This window comes from Bacillus sp. FSL R7-0646 (genome assembly GCF_037969865.1).
GTDB classification, from domain to species: Bacteria; Bacillota; Bacilli; order Bacillales; family Bacillaceae; genus Bacillus; species Bacillus licheniformis.
Genome location: NZ_CP150217.1, coordinates 1,665,355 through 1,682,886 on the forward strand (window position 1 = coordinate 1,665,355; position 17,532 = coordinate 1,682,886).

Sequence of the window (17,532 nt, forward strand, 5' to 3'; positions counted from 1 at the left end):
GGAAAGAGTTGTTGAAATGATGGATGAAATAAATCAACATATGAAAAAAAACAGTGAATATGATAAATGCGTATGCTGCTTCTTATATCATGCGGAAAGGAGAGAAGAACGATGCTCGAACAAGTAATTTTATTTACCATTATCATGGGCTTTTTAATCAGCGTTCTTTTATCTCCGATTTTCATTCCGTTTTTAAGAAGGCTGAAATTCGGGCAGAGCATCCGTGAGGAAGGTCCGAAATCCCATCAGAAAAAATCGGGAACGCCGACGATGGGCGGCGTCATGATCATATTGTCGATTATCGCGACGACCATTGTTATGACGATGAAATTTTCCGAAGTCAGCATGAACATGATCCTCCTCTTGTTTGTTACGGTTGGATACGGTCTGCTCGGCTTTCTGGATGATTATATTAAAGTCGTGATGAAGCGCAACCTTGGACTCACATCCAAACAAAAACTGATCGGTCAGATCGTGATTGCTCTCGTATTCTATGCCGTCTACCACTTCCAAGGAATGCCGACTGACATCCGCATTCCGGGAACAGAGCTGTCGTTTGACTTCGGCTGGATTTATCCAGTGCTCGTCATCTTTATGCTTGTCGGCGGTTCAAATGCCGTCAACCTGACTGACGGGCTTGACGGTCTGTTGTCGGGTACAGCTGCCATCGCGTTCGGTGCGTTTGCGATTTTGGCGTGGAACCAGTCGCAATACGATGTCGCAATTTTCGCGGTTGCCGTTGTCGGAGCGGTGTTAGGATTTCTTGTGTTTAACGCGCACCCCGCGAAAGTCTTTATGGGAGATACAGGGTCGCTTGCCCTCGGCGGCGCGATTGTGACGATCGCGATTTTAACGAAACTGGAAATCCTGCTTGTTATCATCGGCGGTGTATTCGTCATTGAAACGCTGTCCGTCATTTTGCAGGTCATTTCATTTAAAACGACCGGCAAACGAATTTTCAAAATGAGCCCTCTTCACCATCACTACGAGCTTGTCGGATGGTCTGAGTGGAGAGTTGTCGTCACTTTTTGGACAGCGGGGCTTCTGCTTGCCGTCTTAGGAATTTACATCGAGGTGTGGTTATAAGTGGATACTCAAGATTTATTGCAAAATCAAAATGTGCTCGTACTGGGGCTGGCGAAAAGCGGATATGCTGCCGCTTCGATCCTTCATGAGAAAGGCGTAAAGGTTGTCGTGAATGACCAGCTGCCTTTTGAGGAAAATGAACCTGCGCGGATTCTCGCGGAAAAAGGGGTGGAAGTCGTCTGCGGCTCTCATCCGACGGAACTGTTTGATCTTCATTCGATCGACATTCTGATTAAAAATCCGGGCATCCGCTATGAAAACGTGATGGTCGAAGAAGCGCTGAAGCGGGGTATCCCGGTCTGGACGGAGGTTGAACTCGCCTATCATCTGACAGATGCTCCGTTCATCGGCATTACCGGTTCAAACGGAAAGACGACAACGACAACGCTTGTTTATGAAATGCTGAAGGCCGATTCGAAAAAAGCGCTCGTTGCTGGGAATATCGGTACGGCGGCAAGCGAAGTGGCCAATCAGGCCAGCGGAGACGAATGGATCGTGACAGAGCTGTCGAGTTTTCAGCTCATGGGGACTTATCAATTCAGACCGAAGATTGGATTATTATTAAACGTATTTGATGCCCATCTCGATTATCACCATTCGCGCAAAAATTATGAGCTTGCCAAACAGCAGGTCTATCGAAATCAATCGGAAACAGACGTTGCCGTTGTCAATTTGGACGATGAGACAGTCGTCCGGCTCGCGGAGTGTTCAAAAGCGGAGAAGGTGTATTTTTCGGTCCGCCGGACACTTGAGCGCGGAGCGTGCGTGAAAGACGGCGCAATCATGTTTAACGGCGAACCGGTCATGCCGCTGGAAGACGTCGTTTTGCCGGGAGAGCACAATTTGGAGAACATTTTGGCCGCCCTTTGCATCGTTAAAACAGCAGGCGTTTCCGACGCGGCCGTCCGTAAGGTGCTGACGAGCTTTACAGGTGTTAAGCACAGGATGCAATACGTCGCGACGATCAAAAACAGACTGTTTTACAATGACAGCAAAGCGACAAACATTCTTGCGACGAAAAAAGCGCTGTCCGCCTTTCAAAAGCCGGTCATTTTGCTGGCAGGGGGGCTTGACCGCGGAAATGAATTTGATGAACTAAAGCCGCATATGTCTTTTGTAAAAGCGGTGATCACTTTCGGCGAGACCGCGCCGAAGTTTGAGAAGCTGGCCGAAGAAATGGGAATACAACAGGTTAAACGTGTCGATAATGTTGAACAAGCAGCAACTGCGGCGTTCAGCCTGTCAGACGAAGGAGATGTCATTCTTCTGTCCCCGGCCTGCGCAAGCTGGGATCAGTACAAAACATTTGAAGAACGTGGTGACATGTTTGTAAACGCCGTGCATATGCTTAAATAAGGGCTTGTCTCGTAAAGATAGCCCTAAGAATTAGAGCTTGGGGTGTTCGGCTTTGCAAACAAAAAAAACGTCACCGGATTTTTTGCTGGTTATCATTACGCTATTGCTTTTAACAATCGGACTGATTATGGTATACAGCGCCAGTGCAGTATGGGCGACTTACAAATACGACGACTCCTTTTTCTTTGCGAAACGGCAGCTTTTGTTTGCCGGCATCGGGGTCATCGCCATGTTTTTCATCATGAACGTCGACTACTGGACGTGGAGGACTTATGCGAAAATACTGATCATTGTATGTTTCTTTCTGCTCATCATCGTCCTGGTTCCCGGGATCGGCATGGAACGGAACGGGTCGAGGAGCTGGATCGGAGTCGGCGCTTTCAGCATTCAGCCGTCCGAGTTTATGAAACTCGCGATGATCGCATTTTTGGCCAAGTTTTTATCTGAAAAGCAAAAGAATATTACGTCGTTTAGAAAAGGCTTTGTGCCGGCGCTGGGCATTGTCTTTTCAGCTTTTCTGATCATCATGATGCAGCCTGACCTCGGAACAGGAACCGTGATGGTCGGCACATGCATCATTATGATCTTTGTCGCGGGGGCGAGAATTTCGCACTTCGTTTTTCTCGGCCTGATCGGACTGAGCGGTTTTGTCGGCCTTGTGCTGTCGGCGCCGTACCGGATCAAAAGGATCACTTCATACTTGAACCCTTGGGAGGACCCTTTAGGAAGCGGCTTTCAAATCATTCAGTCTCTTTATGCGGTGGGGCCCGGCGGGCTGTTCGGCCTCGGCCTCGGCCAGAGCAGGCAAAAGTTTTTCTATCTGCCTGAGCCGCAGACAGATTTTATTTTTGCGATTTTATCAGAGGAGCTCGGCTTTATCGGCGGATCGCTGATTCTTTTGCTCTTCAGCGTTCTATTATGGAGAGGCATCAGAATCGCGCTCGGTGCGCCCGATTTATACGGCAGTTTTGTCGCCGTCGGCGTCATTTCGATGATAGCGATTCAGGTTATGATCAATATCGGAGTCGTGACTGGCTTGATTCCTGTTACAGGCATTACGCTTCCGTTTTTAAGCTATGGCGGTTCATCACTGACCTTGATGCTCATGGCGGTCGGCGTGCTGCTGAATGTCAGCAGGTATTCTAGATACTAGATTTTGGCGATAACCCTGTTGCGAGATAGCAGGGTTATCGGCGTGTACATAAGGATTAAGGGGGAGAACAGATGCGGATTGTTGTTAGCGGAGGCGGAACGGGCGGCCATATTTACCCCGCCCTTGCGTTTATTAAAGAAGTGAAACGGCATCACGAAGATGTTGAGTTTTTATATATCGGAACCGAAAAAGGCCTGGAGAAAAATATCGTCGAGCGGGAAGGGATCCCTTTCAAAGCGATTGAAATTACGGGTTTTAAAAGAAAACTTTCATTTGAAAACGTCAAAACCGTCATGCGCTTTTTAAAGGGTGTAAAAGAATGCAAAGAAGAATTAAAACGGTTCAAGCCGGATGCCGTGATCGGCACGGGCGGCTACGTGTGCGGCCCCGTCGTATACGCCGCTTCAAAACTGGGGATTCCGACGATTATCCACGAACAAAACAGCCTTCCCGGACTCACCAATAAGTTTTTATCCAAATATGTTGATAAGGTAGCGATTTGTTTTGATGAAGCGAAAACACATTTTCCTGCAGAAAAAGTTGTTTTTACAGGAAACCCGAGGGCGTCTGAAGTCGTCTCTATAAAAGGGGGCCGTTCCCTGACAGCTTTGGGTCTTGCAGAGGGCAAAAAAACGGTCCTTATTTTCGGAGGCAGCCGCGGTGCCGCTCCGATCAATGAAGCGGTCATTGCGATGCAAAACGAATTAAAAAAGCGGGATTACCAGGTTCTTTATGTCACAGGGGAAGTTCACTATGATAAAGTCACAGCTGCGCTTGAAAAAGAAGGCGCCGCTCCGAATATGGTCGTCCAGCCGTTTCTCCATCAAATGCCCGAGTACTTAAAAGCGTTCGATGTCGTCGTGGGCCGCGCAGGGGCAACGACAATAGCGGAAATCACCGCGCTCGGCATTCCAAGCGTTCTGATTCCGAGTCCGTATGTTACGGCCAACCACCAGGAAGTAAACGCACGCTCACTCGGGGAGCAGAACGCCGCTGTCGTTTTAAAAGAATCAGAGCTTAATGGAGACCGCTTAATTCAGGCGATCGATCATATTTTACAAGACGAAAAGACGTTGGAAGAGATGAAGATCCGCGCGAAATCGCTTGGCGTGCCGGACGCTGCGGAACGCTTGTACAATGTGCTGAAAGAATTGAAACATCATGCAAAATGATAAGACAGAAGGATTGTGGAGGTTTTCGATGGATAAGGTGATACAAGAATTAAAAGAACTTGAAGTCGGCAAAGTTCTGGAAAACGAGCCGCTCAGCAACCATACAACGATTAAAATCGGAGGACCGGCTGACGTGCTGGTGATTCCGAAAGACATTCAAGCTGTCAAAGATACGATGAAGGTTGTCAAGAAGCACGGCGTCAAGTGGACGGCCATCGGCAGAGGCTCGAATCTTCTCGTTCTCGATGAAGGGATAAGAGGCGTCGTCATCAAGCTCGGCCAGGGACTCGACCATATGGAAATCGACGGCGAGCAAGTGACGGTCGGCGGCGGCTACTCTGTCGTAAGGCTTGCGACAGGCATCAGCAAAAAAGGGCTTTCCGGCCTTGAATTTGCCGCAGGCATTCCTGGTTCGGTCGGCGGAGCGGTTTACATGAATGCCGGCGCCCACGGCTCAGATATCAGCAAAGTATTGGTGAAAGCATTGATCCTTTTTGAAGACGGAACGATCGAATGGCTGACGAATGAAGAGATGGCGTTCAGCTACCGCACATCCATCCTTCAAAACAAGCGGCCGGGCATTTGTCTTGAAGCCGTTCTCCAATTGGAGCAAAAAGAACGCGATCAGATCGTCGCGCAGATGCAGAAAAACAAAGACTACCGAAAAGAAACGCAGCCTGTGTCCAACCCTTGCGCAGGCAGCATCTTCAGAAACCCGCTGCCTGAACATGCGGGCCGGCTAGTTGAAGAGGCTGGTTTGAAAGGCCATCAGATCGGCGGGGCAAAGGTTTCGGAGATGCACGGCAATTTCATTGTCAACGCAGGCGGCGCAACAGCGAAAGACGTCCTTGATTTGATTGCATTCATTCAGAAAACGATTAAGGAAAAATACGATATCGACATGCACACTGAGGTCGAAATTATCGGAGAAAAACGGTAAACGGCCTCTCTACTTCAGATCGCCTTATGATATAATGTATGAAACAAACAAGCAAACGGCATCCTAGTATGTCGTTTGTTTCGCTAAACGGAAGCTTTTTAGCTTGCCCCCGTGCTTTCATATGTCGAAAAGCGCGTCTTTTTTCGAACAAAAATAAGCAAATAAAAGTCTTTTTGTCTGCTTTATTAACCTGAGGTGAGCCTACGTGAAACCCGGTATTGATAAAGAAAAAGTAGTGAATATAGAAGAACGTATTCCCAAAATTAAAGAACAGCGAAAGCAAAAGGCAAACCGCCGGCTGATCACCTTTATTCTGCTCTTTTTCACGATGATGCTGATCATCATTTACCTGCAGACGCCGATCAGCAAAGTCTCGAAGGTAGAGATCAAAGGAAACAAAAACGTTTCAAAGGAACAGATCATTTCCCTTTCTTCAATCCATAAAGGACAGACGGAATTTTGGAGTCTGAGCAAGCAAAAAGCCGCAGAAAAGATCGAGCAGAATAAACTGATCAAAAAAGCCGAAATTTCTAAACAACTGCCCAACAAAATCGCCATCTCCATCGAAGAGTATAAAAGCATTGCGTTTTTGCAAAAACATAATGTGTACTACTCCGTGCTTGAAAACGGCACGGTGCTTCCTGAAGAGGTGACGCCGACTGACATCGGACCAACCCTTAATAACTGGGAGGAAGACGAAAAGCTCGTTCAAATGGCAAAACAGCTGAACAAGCTTTCCGATTCCGTGAAAAAATCGATTTCCGAGATCAACTATACGCCTCAAAAATCAAACCCTTGGCTGATCAAACTGTATATGAACGACGGCTATATCGTGACAGCTTCGCTGAAAACGTTCGGACAGAAAATGAACAGCTATCCGGCGATCGTAAAAGAGCTGCCGAAAGGGGAAAAAGGCATTATCCATATGGAAGTCGCGACTTATTTTGAACCTCTGAAAAAAACGGATGAAAGCAAAAAGGGAGACGGAAATTGAAGAGGCACACAGTCAATCTTTCACTCGCCATGCTTGTCCTCGGCTTCCTGCTGTCTTTCTCCTATCAATTCGCCAGGGAAAACAAAGACCATGAAGAAACTGCTGAAAATTGGAAAGAGGAATATTCCCTGCGCGACCGGCTGATTTCCCAAGAAAAGCAAAATAAGAAGCTGGAACAGGAGCTTTACAAAAAACAGCAGGAAGTACAGAAAACAGAGACGGCTTTGAAAAAGGAAAAAAAAGAGTACTACAATATTGTGGAAGATGTTGAGAGGTACAGAATGTTCGTCGGGGAAATCGGCGTTCAGGGCGAAGGGATCAAAGTGACGCTGAAAGACGCTTCGTACATCCCAGAGGGTGAGAATGTCAACAACTATATCGTCCATGAAAGCCACATTTTCCGCCTGCTCAATGAGCTGTGGATTTCCGGGGCGGCCGCGGTGTCGATCAACGGACAGCGCGTGACACATCATTCCTACATATCGTGCAACGGCCCTGTCATCACGGTTGACGGCAACCAGTATCCGGCGCCGTTTGTTATTTCGGCCATCGGGGATGCGGATGTGCTGATGCCGGCGCTGAACATTGCAGGAGGGCTTGTGGACCAGCTGAGCCGCGATCATATTTCAGTCAGCATCGAAAAACAAGATAATATCGAGATGGAGCCCCTTTTGAAGCAAGGGGAATGAACGTTGAAAAGTTGGTGGGCGGACATTGAAGAAAAATAATCGTTTCATCAGTTTGAGCATCTTGATGCTCATTTTCGGCATTATGCTGTCCGTGCAGTTCAATTCGCTGAAGGCGCCGAAGGTCCGCGATACGCGGGACATTTGGGACCTCAGGGAGGACTTGAAGGAAGAACAGAAAAAACAGCTTGATCTGATCAGCGAAATTGACAAGTATGAAAAAATGCTGAACACATACAGTCATCAAGAAGAAACCTCGCGGACAAAAGCGTTGAATGAAACGCTTCAAAACTTAAAAAAACAGGCCGGCTTCACAGATGTCACAGGGAACGGAATCATCATCACCATTTCTCAGCTCTTCTCGGAAGAATTGACAGGGGAATCGATTCAAAATCCCCCTCCCGACCTTCTGAAAAAGCTGATTAATGAACTGAATATGTATGAAGCGGAAGAAATATCCATCAACGACAGAAGGGTTGTCAACACGACGGTGATCCGCGATATCAACGGAACAACCAAAATAGACGGTTATCCTTTGGACAACTATCCGATAACGGTAAAAGTCATCGGCAAAAACGCCGATAAACTATATAGCCGAATGAATGCTTCATCCCTGCAGGATCTGTTCGCGGGAGAAAATCTGGATTTGCAAATCAAAAGGCCTGAAAAACAAATCAAAATCAAAGCTTACGAAGGTTCAATGCAAGTTGCGCCATTGAAACCGCTCGAAAAATCAAAAGGAGAGAATTCCTAATGTGGCTTCCGGTTTTAGGGCTTTTGCTCGGAATTACAATCGGGTTCAGCACGAATTTCACCATTCCGGATGAGTACTCAAATTATTTGTCCCTGGCGATTCTGGCATCGCTCGATACGTTGATCGGGGGAATAAGGGCCCATTTGAAAAGTGTATACGATGAACTAGTTTTTGTGACAGGCTTTTTCTTCAATATTATTCTTGCCATAAGTTTGGCTTTTCTGGGCGTTCATCTTGGTGTAGACTTGTATTTAGTCGGTATGTTTGCATTTGGCGTGAGGCTTTTTCAAAACATCGCGGTCATCAGAAGAATACTGCTCGCCAAATGGACGGCATCGAGGAGAAAAAATTAAAAAAAATCGGATTTAAAAGAGGATATACATAGGATATCACGAATATTCACAGTAATCCTAAAACTGAAAACGAAGCGTATTGGTTTGTATTGATTGTTACACACTTGTAAAACCAGATTCATTGTATTGTTGTTCGGCAAATAATAGAATAGAATTGACTGAAATGTGAGGAGGTGCCATAGAATGAACAACAATGAACTTTACGTCAGTCTAGACATCGGTACGTCCAATATTAAAGTGATCGTCGGTGAAATGTCAGACGATTCTCTTAACATTATCGGAGTCGGAAATGTTCCCTCAGAGGGGCTGAAAAAAGGATCAATCGTTGATATAGATGAAACGGTTCATTCTATAAAAAAAGCGTTTGAACAAGCAGAAAGAATGATAGGTTTTCCGCTGACCCACGCGATCGTCGGGGTTAATGGGAACTACATCCATATTCAAGATACGAACGGTGTTGTGGCTGTCTCAAGCGAGAATAAAGAAATCCACGTTGAAGACGTGCGCCGGGTGATGGAGGCCGCTCAAGTCGTTTCCATCCCGCCTGAACAGCTGATCGTCGATGTGATTCCGAGACAGTTTATCGTTGACGGAAGAGGCGATATTACAGATCCGAAAAAGATGCTCGGCGTCCGCCTTGAAGTGGAAGGATCGCTGATCACGGGCTCTAAAACGATTTTACATAACCTGCTCCGCTGTGTGGAAAGAGCGGGAATTGAAATAACGGATATTTGCCTTCAGCCGCTGGCTGCCGGATCTGTCGCTTTATCAAAGGACGAAAAAAACCTCGGAGTGGCTTTAATCGACATCGGGGGAGGATCAACAACGGTTGCCGTATTTGAGGACGGCCACCTTCTTGCGACCCGTGTCATACCACTGGGAGGAGAAAACATCACCAAGGATATTTCAATCGGATTGCGCACCTCCACGGACGAAGCTGAGCGGGTGAAAAAGCAGTTTGGACATGCTTTCTACGAAGAAGCGTCGGAAGAGGAAACATTTGAAGTCGCCGTGATCGGGACGGACCAAAAGCAGACCTTTACTCAGCGGGAAGTGGCAGACATTATAGAAGCCAGGCTTGAAGAAATCTTTTTATTCGTGGCAGAGGAACTGCGGAACATGGGAATAAAAGAATTGCCGGGAGGCTTTGTGCTTACAGGGGGACAGGCTGGAATGCCGGGGGTCCTCAGCCTCGCACAGGATGTTCTTCAAAATAACGTCAGAGTGGCTAGCCCGAATTATATCGGTGTAAGAGAACCTCAATACATGACAGGAGTCGGCCTCATCCAATTCGCTTACCGCAACGCAAAAATCCAAGGCAGAAAAGTAGGGTTTAAGATGCCGGAACAAGCGGTTCAGGAAGTCGCGGCAACTCATCAAAAAGAAGTGCAGCAGCGACCGAAGCCAAAATCCAAGCAGCAGGCTCAAGCTGAGAAAAAGCCGAGCAAAATGAAGAAAATATTTAACTTCTTTTGGGAATAGAGATTAGTCATTCGACGGATTAGGAGGATTTAGCATGTTAGAGTTTGAAACAAATATAGACGGCTTAGCATCGATTAAAGTAATAGGAGTAGGTGGCGGCGGTAACAATGCCGTCAATCGGATGATCGAAAATGACGTTCAGGGAGTCGAGTTTATCGCAGTCAACACGGATGCTCAGGCTCTCAACCTGTCAAAAGCGGAAACGAAAATGCAGATCGGTGCGAAGCTGACGCGCGGGCTCGGCGCCGGAGCCAATCCGGAAGTCGGCAAAAAAGCCGCAGAGGAAAGCAAAGAACAAATTGAAGAAGCGCTGAAAGGTGCAGATATGGTGTTCGTCACAGCCGGAATGGGCGGCGGAACAGGAACGGGCGCGGCACCTGTCATCGCACAAATCGCAAAAGATCTGGGCGCATTGACTGTCGGCGTTGTCACAAGGCCGTTTACCTTTGAAGGAAGAAAAAGACAGCTTCAGGCTGCAGGCGGTATTTCAGCAATGAAGGAAGCCGTCGACACCCTGATCGTCATTCCGAATGACCGTCTTCTTGAAATCGTCGATAAAAACACACCGATGCTTGAAGCGTTCCGTGAAGCGGACAACGTTCTCCGCCAAGGTGTTCAGGGCATTTCAGACCTGATCGCAACGCCTGGACTGATCAACCTTGACTTTGCCGATGTCAAAACGATCATGTCCAACAAAGGTTCTGCACTGATGGGTATCGGTGTAGCGACAGGCGAAAACCGCGCTGCGGAAGCCGCTAAAAAAGCTGTTTCCAGCCCGCTGCTTGAAACGGCGATTGACGGCGCCCAAGGCGTGCTGATGAACATTACAGGCGGCACCAACTTAAGCCTATACGAAGTTCAGGAAGCGGCGGACATCGTTGCAGCTGCATCTGACCAGGACGTCAACATGATCTTTGGATCTGTCATCAATGAAAACTTAAAAGACGAGATCGTCGTTACGGTGATCGCGACTGGATTTATCGAACAGGATCAAGATTCATCAAAGCCGCAGAGACCTTTAAACCAAGGCTTAAAACAGCATCATCAGCCTGCTCCGAAACGGGAGCCGAAGCGCGAGGAGCCAAGCATGCCGCATCGCAGCCCATCACAGCCTGCCGAGGATACGCTTGACATCCCGACTTTCTTAAGAAACCGCAATAAACGCTAAACGTCTACAATACATTGGAAAGCTGCCGACAAGAAGTCGGCGGCTTTTTTTGCGCGCTGGAACAGCAGCCGATGTTCCTTCCCCTCCAAAAGCATCAATTGTCTTCTTGATGGAAGCGGCTCCCTCAAAAGCCTTGCATCTAATCTCTCTCTTTTCTCCCGAATGTACAGATTTTCCTTTTTTCTTGTCATCAGGCCGAACTATGAACGGTGAACAAGTCATATGTAAAAAGAACGAATTTGCAAACTGACAAAGGAAAAATGACAGAATACGACAATATCTATAAACCTTTTCTATTACCATTATTAATAGATTCTGTTTCTAGACATAGAAACGCAAGAAACGACTATATTTGCTATTGCTTAAAGGAGGATGTCATGTGAAGAAAAAGCCATTATTCCGCACGTTCATGTGCGCTGCACTCATCGGTTCACTTCTCGCTCCGGTTGCTGTGCAGGCTGATACAGGCACGGCAGCGAAGACAAAGGAACAAAGCAAAATATCTAGCGCTCTTTATAAACGTTTTGAGAAAGAAGGTAAAGTGACCTTTTTAATTAAAATGAAAAGCCAGGCGAACCTTCAGCAAGCGGCAACCGCGGCTGAAAAACGGGCGAAAGCAAGCGTTATGACCGTGAAAAAAGCAAAAGAGATCAAACGCTCGGCAGTGCTGACTTCCCTGCGTACAAAAGCTGAAAGAACACAAAAAGATTTGAAATCGTTTTTGGAAAAAGAAGAGAAAAAAGGAACAGCTAAGAAAGTGGAATCTTTCTATATTGTAAACGGCATCGCCGTGACGGCGACAAAAGATGTTATGGAAAAAGCGGCTTCATTTCCTGAGGTTGAAAAGGTGCTGCCCAATCAAAAAATCAAGCTGGGCAATACCGAAAAACCTACAGTAGAATCGAAAACAACCGCGGATCGCACCCCTGCTTCCAACATTGAGCAGGTTCATGCGCCGGATGTCTGGAAAAAGCGCTATAAAGGCAAAGGAGCCGTCGTCGCTTCAATTGACACCGGCGTAGAGTGGGATCATCCGGCGTTGAAAACAAAGTACAGAGGCTACAACCCTTCTAAACCGAACAGTCCAGACAATGAGTTCAACTGGTTTGATGCGGTAAGCAATAAGAAAACGCCATATGATGACTTGGGCCACGGCACACATGTGACAGGCACGATGGTCGGCTCAGAAGCCGGCGGCAAAAACCAGATCGGTGTCGCGCCGACGGCGAAATGGATCGCTGTCAAGGCCTTTTCAGAGGACGGCGGAGATGAAAAATCCCTTTTGGCTGCAGGAGAATGGATTTTGGCCCCGAAAGATGCGAAAGGAAAAGCGCACCCTGAAAAGGCTCCCGATGTCGTCAACAACTCTTGGGCAGGGGAACGCGGACTCGATGAATGGTATTTGGATATTGTCAAAGCTTGGCGGGCAGCTGATATCTTCCCTGCATTTGCAGCGGGCAATGTCAGCGAATTCGAACCGGGCGGACCGGGTTCAGTTGAAAACCCGTCCAACTATCCGCAATCTTTCGCGATTGGCGCAGTTGACAGCTCAAACGCGTTAGCCGACTTTTCATTGCAAGGGCCTTCGCCATATGACGAAATCAAGCCCGATATTTCTGCACCTGGCGTCAGCATCCGCTCTGCTTATCCGGGACATAAGTATGCTGCAATGAACGGGACATCGATGGCGACCCCGCATGTATCCGGCATCGTCGCCTTAATGAGGGAAGCCAATCCGGACCTCACAGTCGATGAAATCGAGCGCATCCTGCTGAAAACGGCGACGCCTCTGACTGACAAAACGTTTAAAAAATCCCCGAACAACGGCTACGGATACGGCTTGGTCAACGCTTTAAAAGCTTTTGACGCAGCAAAAAAAACTAAATGATAAAAAAGGACAAAACCTTTAAGCGGTTTTGTCCTTTTTTTATCTAATTTTAAACAAGGCCTTGACAAATACCGACAAAATAATTAACCAGTTTTTACTATATTTAAGTTACATCAAAGTCAGACAAGGCGTCCACAAGGAGGGGGGGACAGGAAAATTCAGCTAATTTCATAAAAAAGGGGGATGTTCATTTGAAAAGAAAGCTGAGAAAAAAGGCGTTTTCCACCATTTTAAGCGGTTTGTTAATCGGCTCGCTGTTCATGCCCGCCGTTTCAGATGCCGCGGCAAAGCCCGCACTTACTTCCATGAAAGAACAAGCAGCCGCAGGGAAGGGGAAAATTTCAAAAACTCTTGTCAAACAGTTCAAAAAAGAAGATCAAGTCACATTTTTGATTAAACTGAAAGATCAAGTCGATACACCAAAAGTGGCCAAACAGGCGGAAAAGAACGCGAAGAAAAAGTCGCTGAGCGCTGCTAAAACAGAATATCAAAAACGCTCGGCTGTTGTTTCCGCTTTAAGAGTCAAAGCGGATGAGTCGCCAAGCGATCTGAAACGTTATTTGAAAAAGCAGGAAAAACAGGGGAACGTAAAAAAAATCAGATCCTATTATATTGTCAACGGCATGGCCGTCCATGCGACGAAAGAGGTCATGGAACAAGTAGCGGCTTTTCCGGAAGTAGAAAAAGTGCTTCCGAACGAAAAAAGGCAGCTGATCAAACCGACTAAACAGTCTGTGAAAAAATCAGCAGCCAAGGATGAAAAAGAAATCGAATGGAATATCAATCGAGTCGACGCACCAAAAGCCTGGAAATTGGGATATGACGGATCGGGCACGGTTGTCGCGTCGATTGATACGGGCGTGCAGTGGGATCATCCGGCCTTGAAAGAAAAATACCGCGGATATGACCCGAAGCATCCCGATCAGCCTAACCACGAATTCAGTTGGTATGATGCGGTTTCAGGCGCTTCTGAACCATTTGACGATCTGGAGCACGGCACGCATGTAACCGGGACGATGGTCGGCTCAGAGCCTGACGGCCAAAACCAAATCGGCGTGGCGCCGGGTGCGAAGTGGATTGCTGTGAAAGCTTTTTCAGATGACGGCGGAACGGACGAAGACCTTATTGCAGCAGGTGAATGGATTTTGGCGCCAAAAGATAAAGACGGCAACCCGCACCCTGAAATGGCGCCGGATGTCGTCAATAACTCATGGTCAGGGGGAGCCGGGATTGATGAGTTTTACAGGGATATCGTAAAAGCGTGGCGAGCTGCCGGCATCTTTCCTGAGTTCTCTGCGGGGAACGTCGATTTCGCCAATCCGGGAGGACCTGCTTCGATTGCCAATCCGGCAAACTACCCTGAAGCGTTCGCAACCGGAGCGACAGACATCGATAATCGCTTAGCCGATTTTTCACTTCAAGGTCCTTCCCCGTATGATGAGACTAAGCCTGAAATATCGGCGCCTGGTGTCAACATTCGCTCATCTGTGCCTGGAAGCGGCTATCAAGACGGCTGGGACGGCACTTCAATGGCTGGCCCGCATGTCGCAGCCGCCGCCGCTCTTATCAAGCAAGCCGATTCGTCGATCACTGTTGATGAGACCGAAAAGATTTTGATGGAAACTGCAACACCGCTCACAGACAGCAAATTTACCGAATCGCCGAACAACGGATACGGCCACGGACTCGTGAACGTGTTTGACGCAGTGTCCGCTGTGACAGGCGGGTTGGGCAGAGCGGAAGGACAAGTCGGAAAAGAAGGCGAAGACAAAAGTCCGCTGGCCTTAAACCATCAAGAGATCACCGAAATTTACTCAGGCTCGAAAACGCCTCTTAAAGCTGATGTAGAAGACGATGTCAGCATCATATCGGTCAAATTGAGCTATAAAACAGATGACGCCGATTGGGAGACGATCGCTGCCAAACAAACTTCCGGCGACTATAAAAAAGGAACGTACGAGGCGGCTGTAACTGTTTCTGAAGGGAAAACCCTTTCCTACAAGTGGATTGTCACCGATTTCGGAGGCAACAAAACGGAATCCAAAGTGTACGAAGTCCCGATTTCCCGGCTGTGACAACAGGGTATAAACAAGATTTCGAGAATTCCGCCAGCGGCTGGCTCACATCAGGCGTGAAGAATTCATGGGAGCGCGGAATTCCTCAGTCAGGCCCGAACGCCGCAGCATCGGGAAAAAACGTATTCGCAACAAATCTGACAGGGCCGTATGAAAGTTCGGCTAATATGAATCTTCTCATGCCTCCTGTCAGCGTTCCAAAAAATCAAAAGCTTTATCTCACATACAAATATTGGCACGATATTGAAGAGGACTTTGATTACGGCTTCGTTTACGTACAGCCTGAAGGAAAAGGTGAATGGATCCCGGCTGCCGAGTACAGCGGCAAGACATCAGAATGGAAAGACGGACAGATCGATTTGTCGGAATACGGGGGACAGACGATTAAGGTCATGTTCAACCTTCAATCTGACGACAGCATTGAAGGTGACGGGCTGTACATCGATGATGTAGCGCTTGTCAAGGAAGTGAAGAGCGCCGGTACGAAAAAACGATTGGGCGTTGAAAAACAGCCGGCCAAAATGAAGGATAAGAAAACAAAGAAACGAATGATTGATCCGAAAAAAGCAAAACCGGCAGAAGCCCTTCAGGAAAAAACCGAAACGAAAAAAGCAGCTCCTGCGGTTCTTCCGGTGCGCGCTCAGGTCAGCGTGCTGGAAACGGGCAAATCGACATATTCCAACCAGGCAACAGGCGCATACAGCTTGGCTCATGCACCTGGAACCTATACGCTGAAAGCGGAAGCGTACGGATATGAATCAAACGCCCAAACCGTAAAAATCGAGTCCGACAAGACAACAACGGCAGACTTTGTTTTAAAAGAACTAAAAAAAGGGACGCTCACCGGAACGATAAAAAATAAAAAAACGGGCGAACCCGTCCGGCATGCAAAGTTGTATATCGTTGAAGATGCAGCTGTAAAACCAGTCCAGACGGATGATGACGGAAGCTATTCATTAACGGCCTATGAAGGCTCGTATACGGTAAAGGTCTCTGCAAACGGATATTACAGCAGCGAGTTTTCCGTTGATTTAAAAGGCGATGTCTCGAAAGATATCGATCTCGATCCTTTCATCGGCTATCCGGGGGAAATAGGCTATGATGACGGAACCGGGGAAAACGCCTGGGCTTTCTATGAATCCGGCAACGGGCTGGCCGTTAAAATGACGCTTGAAAACGGGCAGGAAAAAGCCATGCTGAAAGGCGGTTTGTTTAAATTCTGGGATACAGAATTCCCTGATCCGGGCGGCACTGATTTTGCAGTAGAGGTCTATGATGCTTCGGGTGAAAAAGGCTCTCCGGGCAAAAAAATCGCCGGCCCGTTCAAGGCTGAAGCGCTCCGCACAGGCGAATGGACGACCGTTGATTTAGGTGACGAAGGCATCATCGTCGGAAAAGACTTTTACCTCGTATACGTCCAGACAGAGGATCTGGCCAACTCACCTGGACTTGCTACAGACGAAGACGGAGAATATTCCGGCCGCAACTGGCAGTATACGGACGGCTCATGGTCAAAAGCGCCATCAGACCAAGGCAACTTTATGATCCGCGCTTTGGTCGACTATGAATTGTCGGTGCCTGTGATTACGTCTCCTAAAGACGGATTCATCACCAACCAAAAGAACGCTGTCATTGAAGGGACATCCTCGCCGAATACGACCGTTCATCTCTTTAACGGGGATGAAGAAGCCGGAACAGCGGAAACGGCGGCAGACGGCACTTTCTCAAAAGAAATACCGTTGAATAAAGGGGAAAATGTCATCACCGCGAAATCGTCATCGGCTTCCGGAACGACTGATGCTTCAGAACCGGTCCGGATCGTCCTTGACCAGAAAAAGCCGAAGCTTACAATCGACACGCCGGAAAGCGGCTCAAAACTCAATAAAGAGACCGTCACCGTGAAAGGAACAGTATCAGACGATCACTTAGAATCTGTTCATGTAAACGGCAAAAAAGCAGCTGTTGACAATGGCGAATATTCTGCAAGGATTATGCTTGACAACGGCAAAAATGAAATCAAAGTAACGGCATCGGATGCGGCAGGCAACAAAACGACCAAAAAGGTCACGGTAGATGTCAACTTTGAAGCGCCGCAAATCACCGGCTTGAAACCGGCCGAAGATCTCGAGCTCAAAACGGGAGAAACCGTGAAAATCGAGTTTGAAAGCGCCGCTGATTTGGATGCTGTCTTTGTGATCAGAATGCCGCTGACCAATTTCAAAACCGCTGCCCAAAACGTAACGGAGCTGCCGATCAGAGAAGTCTCAAAAGGAAAATATGAAGGATATTGGACCGCTACTTCAACTGCAAAAGCAAAAGGAGCGGAAATCGAGGTCATCGTCAGAGATGATTACGGCAATGAAACGAGACAAACGGCAAAAGGCAAGCTGTATATCAATGAAAAGCTGAAATAAAGGTGAAAAGA

The 17,532-nt window shown here is 47.6% G+C and carries 12 protein-coding genes and 1 pseudogene; all 13 read left to right on the forward strand.

Annotated features, from left to right (window positions below):
* The first annotated feature begins 111 nt into the window (after positions 1–111).
* The 13 genes and pseudogenes from mraY to MKY62_RS08625 all read left to right on the forward strand — a co-directional run bounded on the left by mraY (position 112) and on the right by MKY62_RS08625 (position 17,521).
* Positions 112–1,086: a phospho-N-acetylmuramoyl-pentapeptide-transferase gene (gene mraY / locus MKY62_RS08565; protein WP_003181543.1), complete on the forward strand. Its 975-nt coding sequence runs from the start codon at positions 112–114 to the stop codon at positions 1,084–1,086.
* Positions 1,087–2,442 (forward strand): UDP-N-acetylmuramoyl-L-alanine--D-glutamate ligase, encoded by a 1,356-nt coding sequence (gene murD / locus MKY62_RS08570; protein ID WP_003181544.1) that lies wholly within the window; start codon positions 1,087–1,089, stop codon positions 2,440–2,442. It abuts the gene before it with no gap.
* A 52-nt stretch (positions 2,443–2,494) separates the two neighbouring features.
* Positions 2,495–3,595 carry a stage V sporulation protein E gene (gene spoVE, locus MKY62_RS08575; RefSeq protein ID WP_003181546.1) on the forward strand — a complete coding sequence of 367 codons (1,101 nt, stop codon included), beginning with the start codon at positions 2,495–2,497 and terminating at the stop codon, positions 3,593–3,595.
* A 71-nt stretch (positions 3,596–3,666) separates the two neighbouring features.
* Positions 3,667–4,767, forward strand: coding sequence for an undecaprenyldiphospho-muramoylpentapeptide beta-N-acetylglucosaminyltransferase (gene murG, locus MKY62_RS08580; protein ID WP_003181548.1), 1,101 nt, complete (start codon positions 3,667–3,669; stop codon positions 4,765–4,767).
* 28 nt (positions 4,768–4,795) lie between these two features.
* On the forward strand, positions 4,796–5,707 hold the full coding sequence (gene murB / locus MKY62_RS08585; RefSeq protein ID WP_003181550.1) for a UDP-N-acetylmuramate dehydrogenase: 912 nt from the start codon (positions 4,796–4,798) through the stop codon (positions 5,705–5,707).
* 205 nt (positions 5,708–5,912) lie between these two features.
* Positions 5,913–6,701 carry a cell division protein FtsQ/DivIB gene (locus tag MKY62_RS08590; RefSeq protein WP_003181552.1) on the forward strand — a complete coding sequence of 263 codons (789 nt, stop codon included), beginning with the start codon at positions 5,913–5,915 and terminating at the stop codon, positions 6,699–6,701.
* On the forward strand, positions 6,698–7,390 hold the full coding sequence (locus MKY62_RS08595) for a DUF881 domain-containing protein (protein WP_003181554.1): 693 nt from the start codon (positions 6,698–6,700) through the stop codon (positions 7,388–7,390). The genes MKY62_RS08590 and MKY62_RS08595 overlap by 4 nt, the downstream gene beginning before the upstream one ends.
* A 64-nt stretch (positions 7,391–7,454) precedes the next feature.
* Positions 7,455–8,141 (forward strand): DUF881 domain-containing protein, encoded by a 687-nt coding sequence (locus tag MKY62_RS08600; protein ID WP_223307114.1) that lies wholly within the window; start codon positions 7,455–7,457, stop codon positions 8,139–8,141.
* Positions 8,141–8,494 (forward strand): small basic family protein, encoded by a 354-nt coding sequence (locus MKY62_RS08605; RefSeq protein WP_016886447.1) that lies wholly within the window; start codon positions 8,141–8,143, stop codon positions 8,492–8,494. Before MKY62_RS08600 ends, MKY62_RS08605 begins: the two co-directional genes overlap by 1 nt.
* A gap of 183 nt (positions 8,495–8,677) precedes the next feature.
* Entirely contained in the window at positions 8,678–9,976 is a 1,299-nt protein-coding gene (gene ftsA, locus MKY62_RS08610) for a cell division protein FtsA (protein WP_003181562.1), read from the forward strand.
* Positions 9,977–10,010: 34 nt separating this feature from the next.
* A complete protein-coding gene (gene ftsZ / locus MKY62_RS08615; protein ID WP_003181563.1) occupies positions 10,011–11,144 on the forward strand; it encodes a cell division protein FtsZ in 1,134 nt (377 codons plus the stop codon).
* Positions 11,145–11,523: 379 nt separating this feature from the next.
* The gene (locus tag MKY62_RS08620; RefSeq protein ID WP_003181566.1) at positions 11,524–13,032 is read left to right on the forward strand and encodes a S8 family serine peptidase; all 1,509 of its coding nucleotides are present in this window, start codon (positions 11,524–11,526) and stop codon (positions 13,030–13,032) included.
* Between the two features lie 191 nt (positions 13,033–13,223).
* A pseudogene (locus MKY62_RS08625) lies at positions 13,224–17,521 on the forward strand (S8 family serine peptidase).
* Positions 17,522–17,532: the final 11 nt, after the last annotated feature.

Excerpts from the sequence above, each read along its gene's own strand:
- MKY62_RS08605 (WP_016886447.1), top strand. The coding sequence starts at position 8,141 with ATGTGGCTTCCGGTTTTAGGGCTTTTGCTCGGAATTACAATCGGGTTC.
- mraY (WP_003181543.1), top strand. The coding sequence starts at position 112 with ATGCTCGAACAAGTAATTTTATTTACCATTATCATGGGCTTTTTAATC.
- ftsA (WP_003181562.1), top strand. The coding sequence starts at position 8,678 with ATGAACAACAATGAACTTTACGTCAGTCTAGACATCGGTACGTCCAAT.
- ftsZ (WP_003181563.1), top strand. The coding sequence starts at position 10,011 with ATGTTAGAGTTTGAAACAAATATAGACGGCTTAGCATCGATTAAAGTA.
- MKY62_RS08600 (WP_223307114.1), top strand. The coding sequence starts at position 7,455 with ATGCTCATTTTCGGCATTATGCTGTCCGTGCAGTTCAATTCGCTGAAG.
- murB (WP_003181550.1), top strand. The coding sequence starts at position 4,796 with ATGGATAAGGTGATACAAGAATTAAAAGAACTTGAAGTCGGCAAAGTT.
- murG (WP_003181548.1), top strand. The coding sequence starts at position 3,667 with ATGCGGATTGTTGTTAGCGGAGGCGGAACGGGCGGCCATATTTACCCC.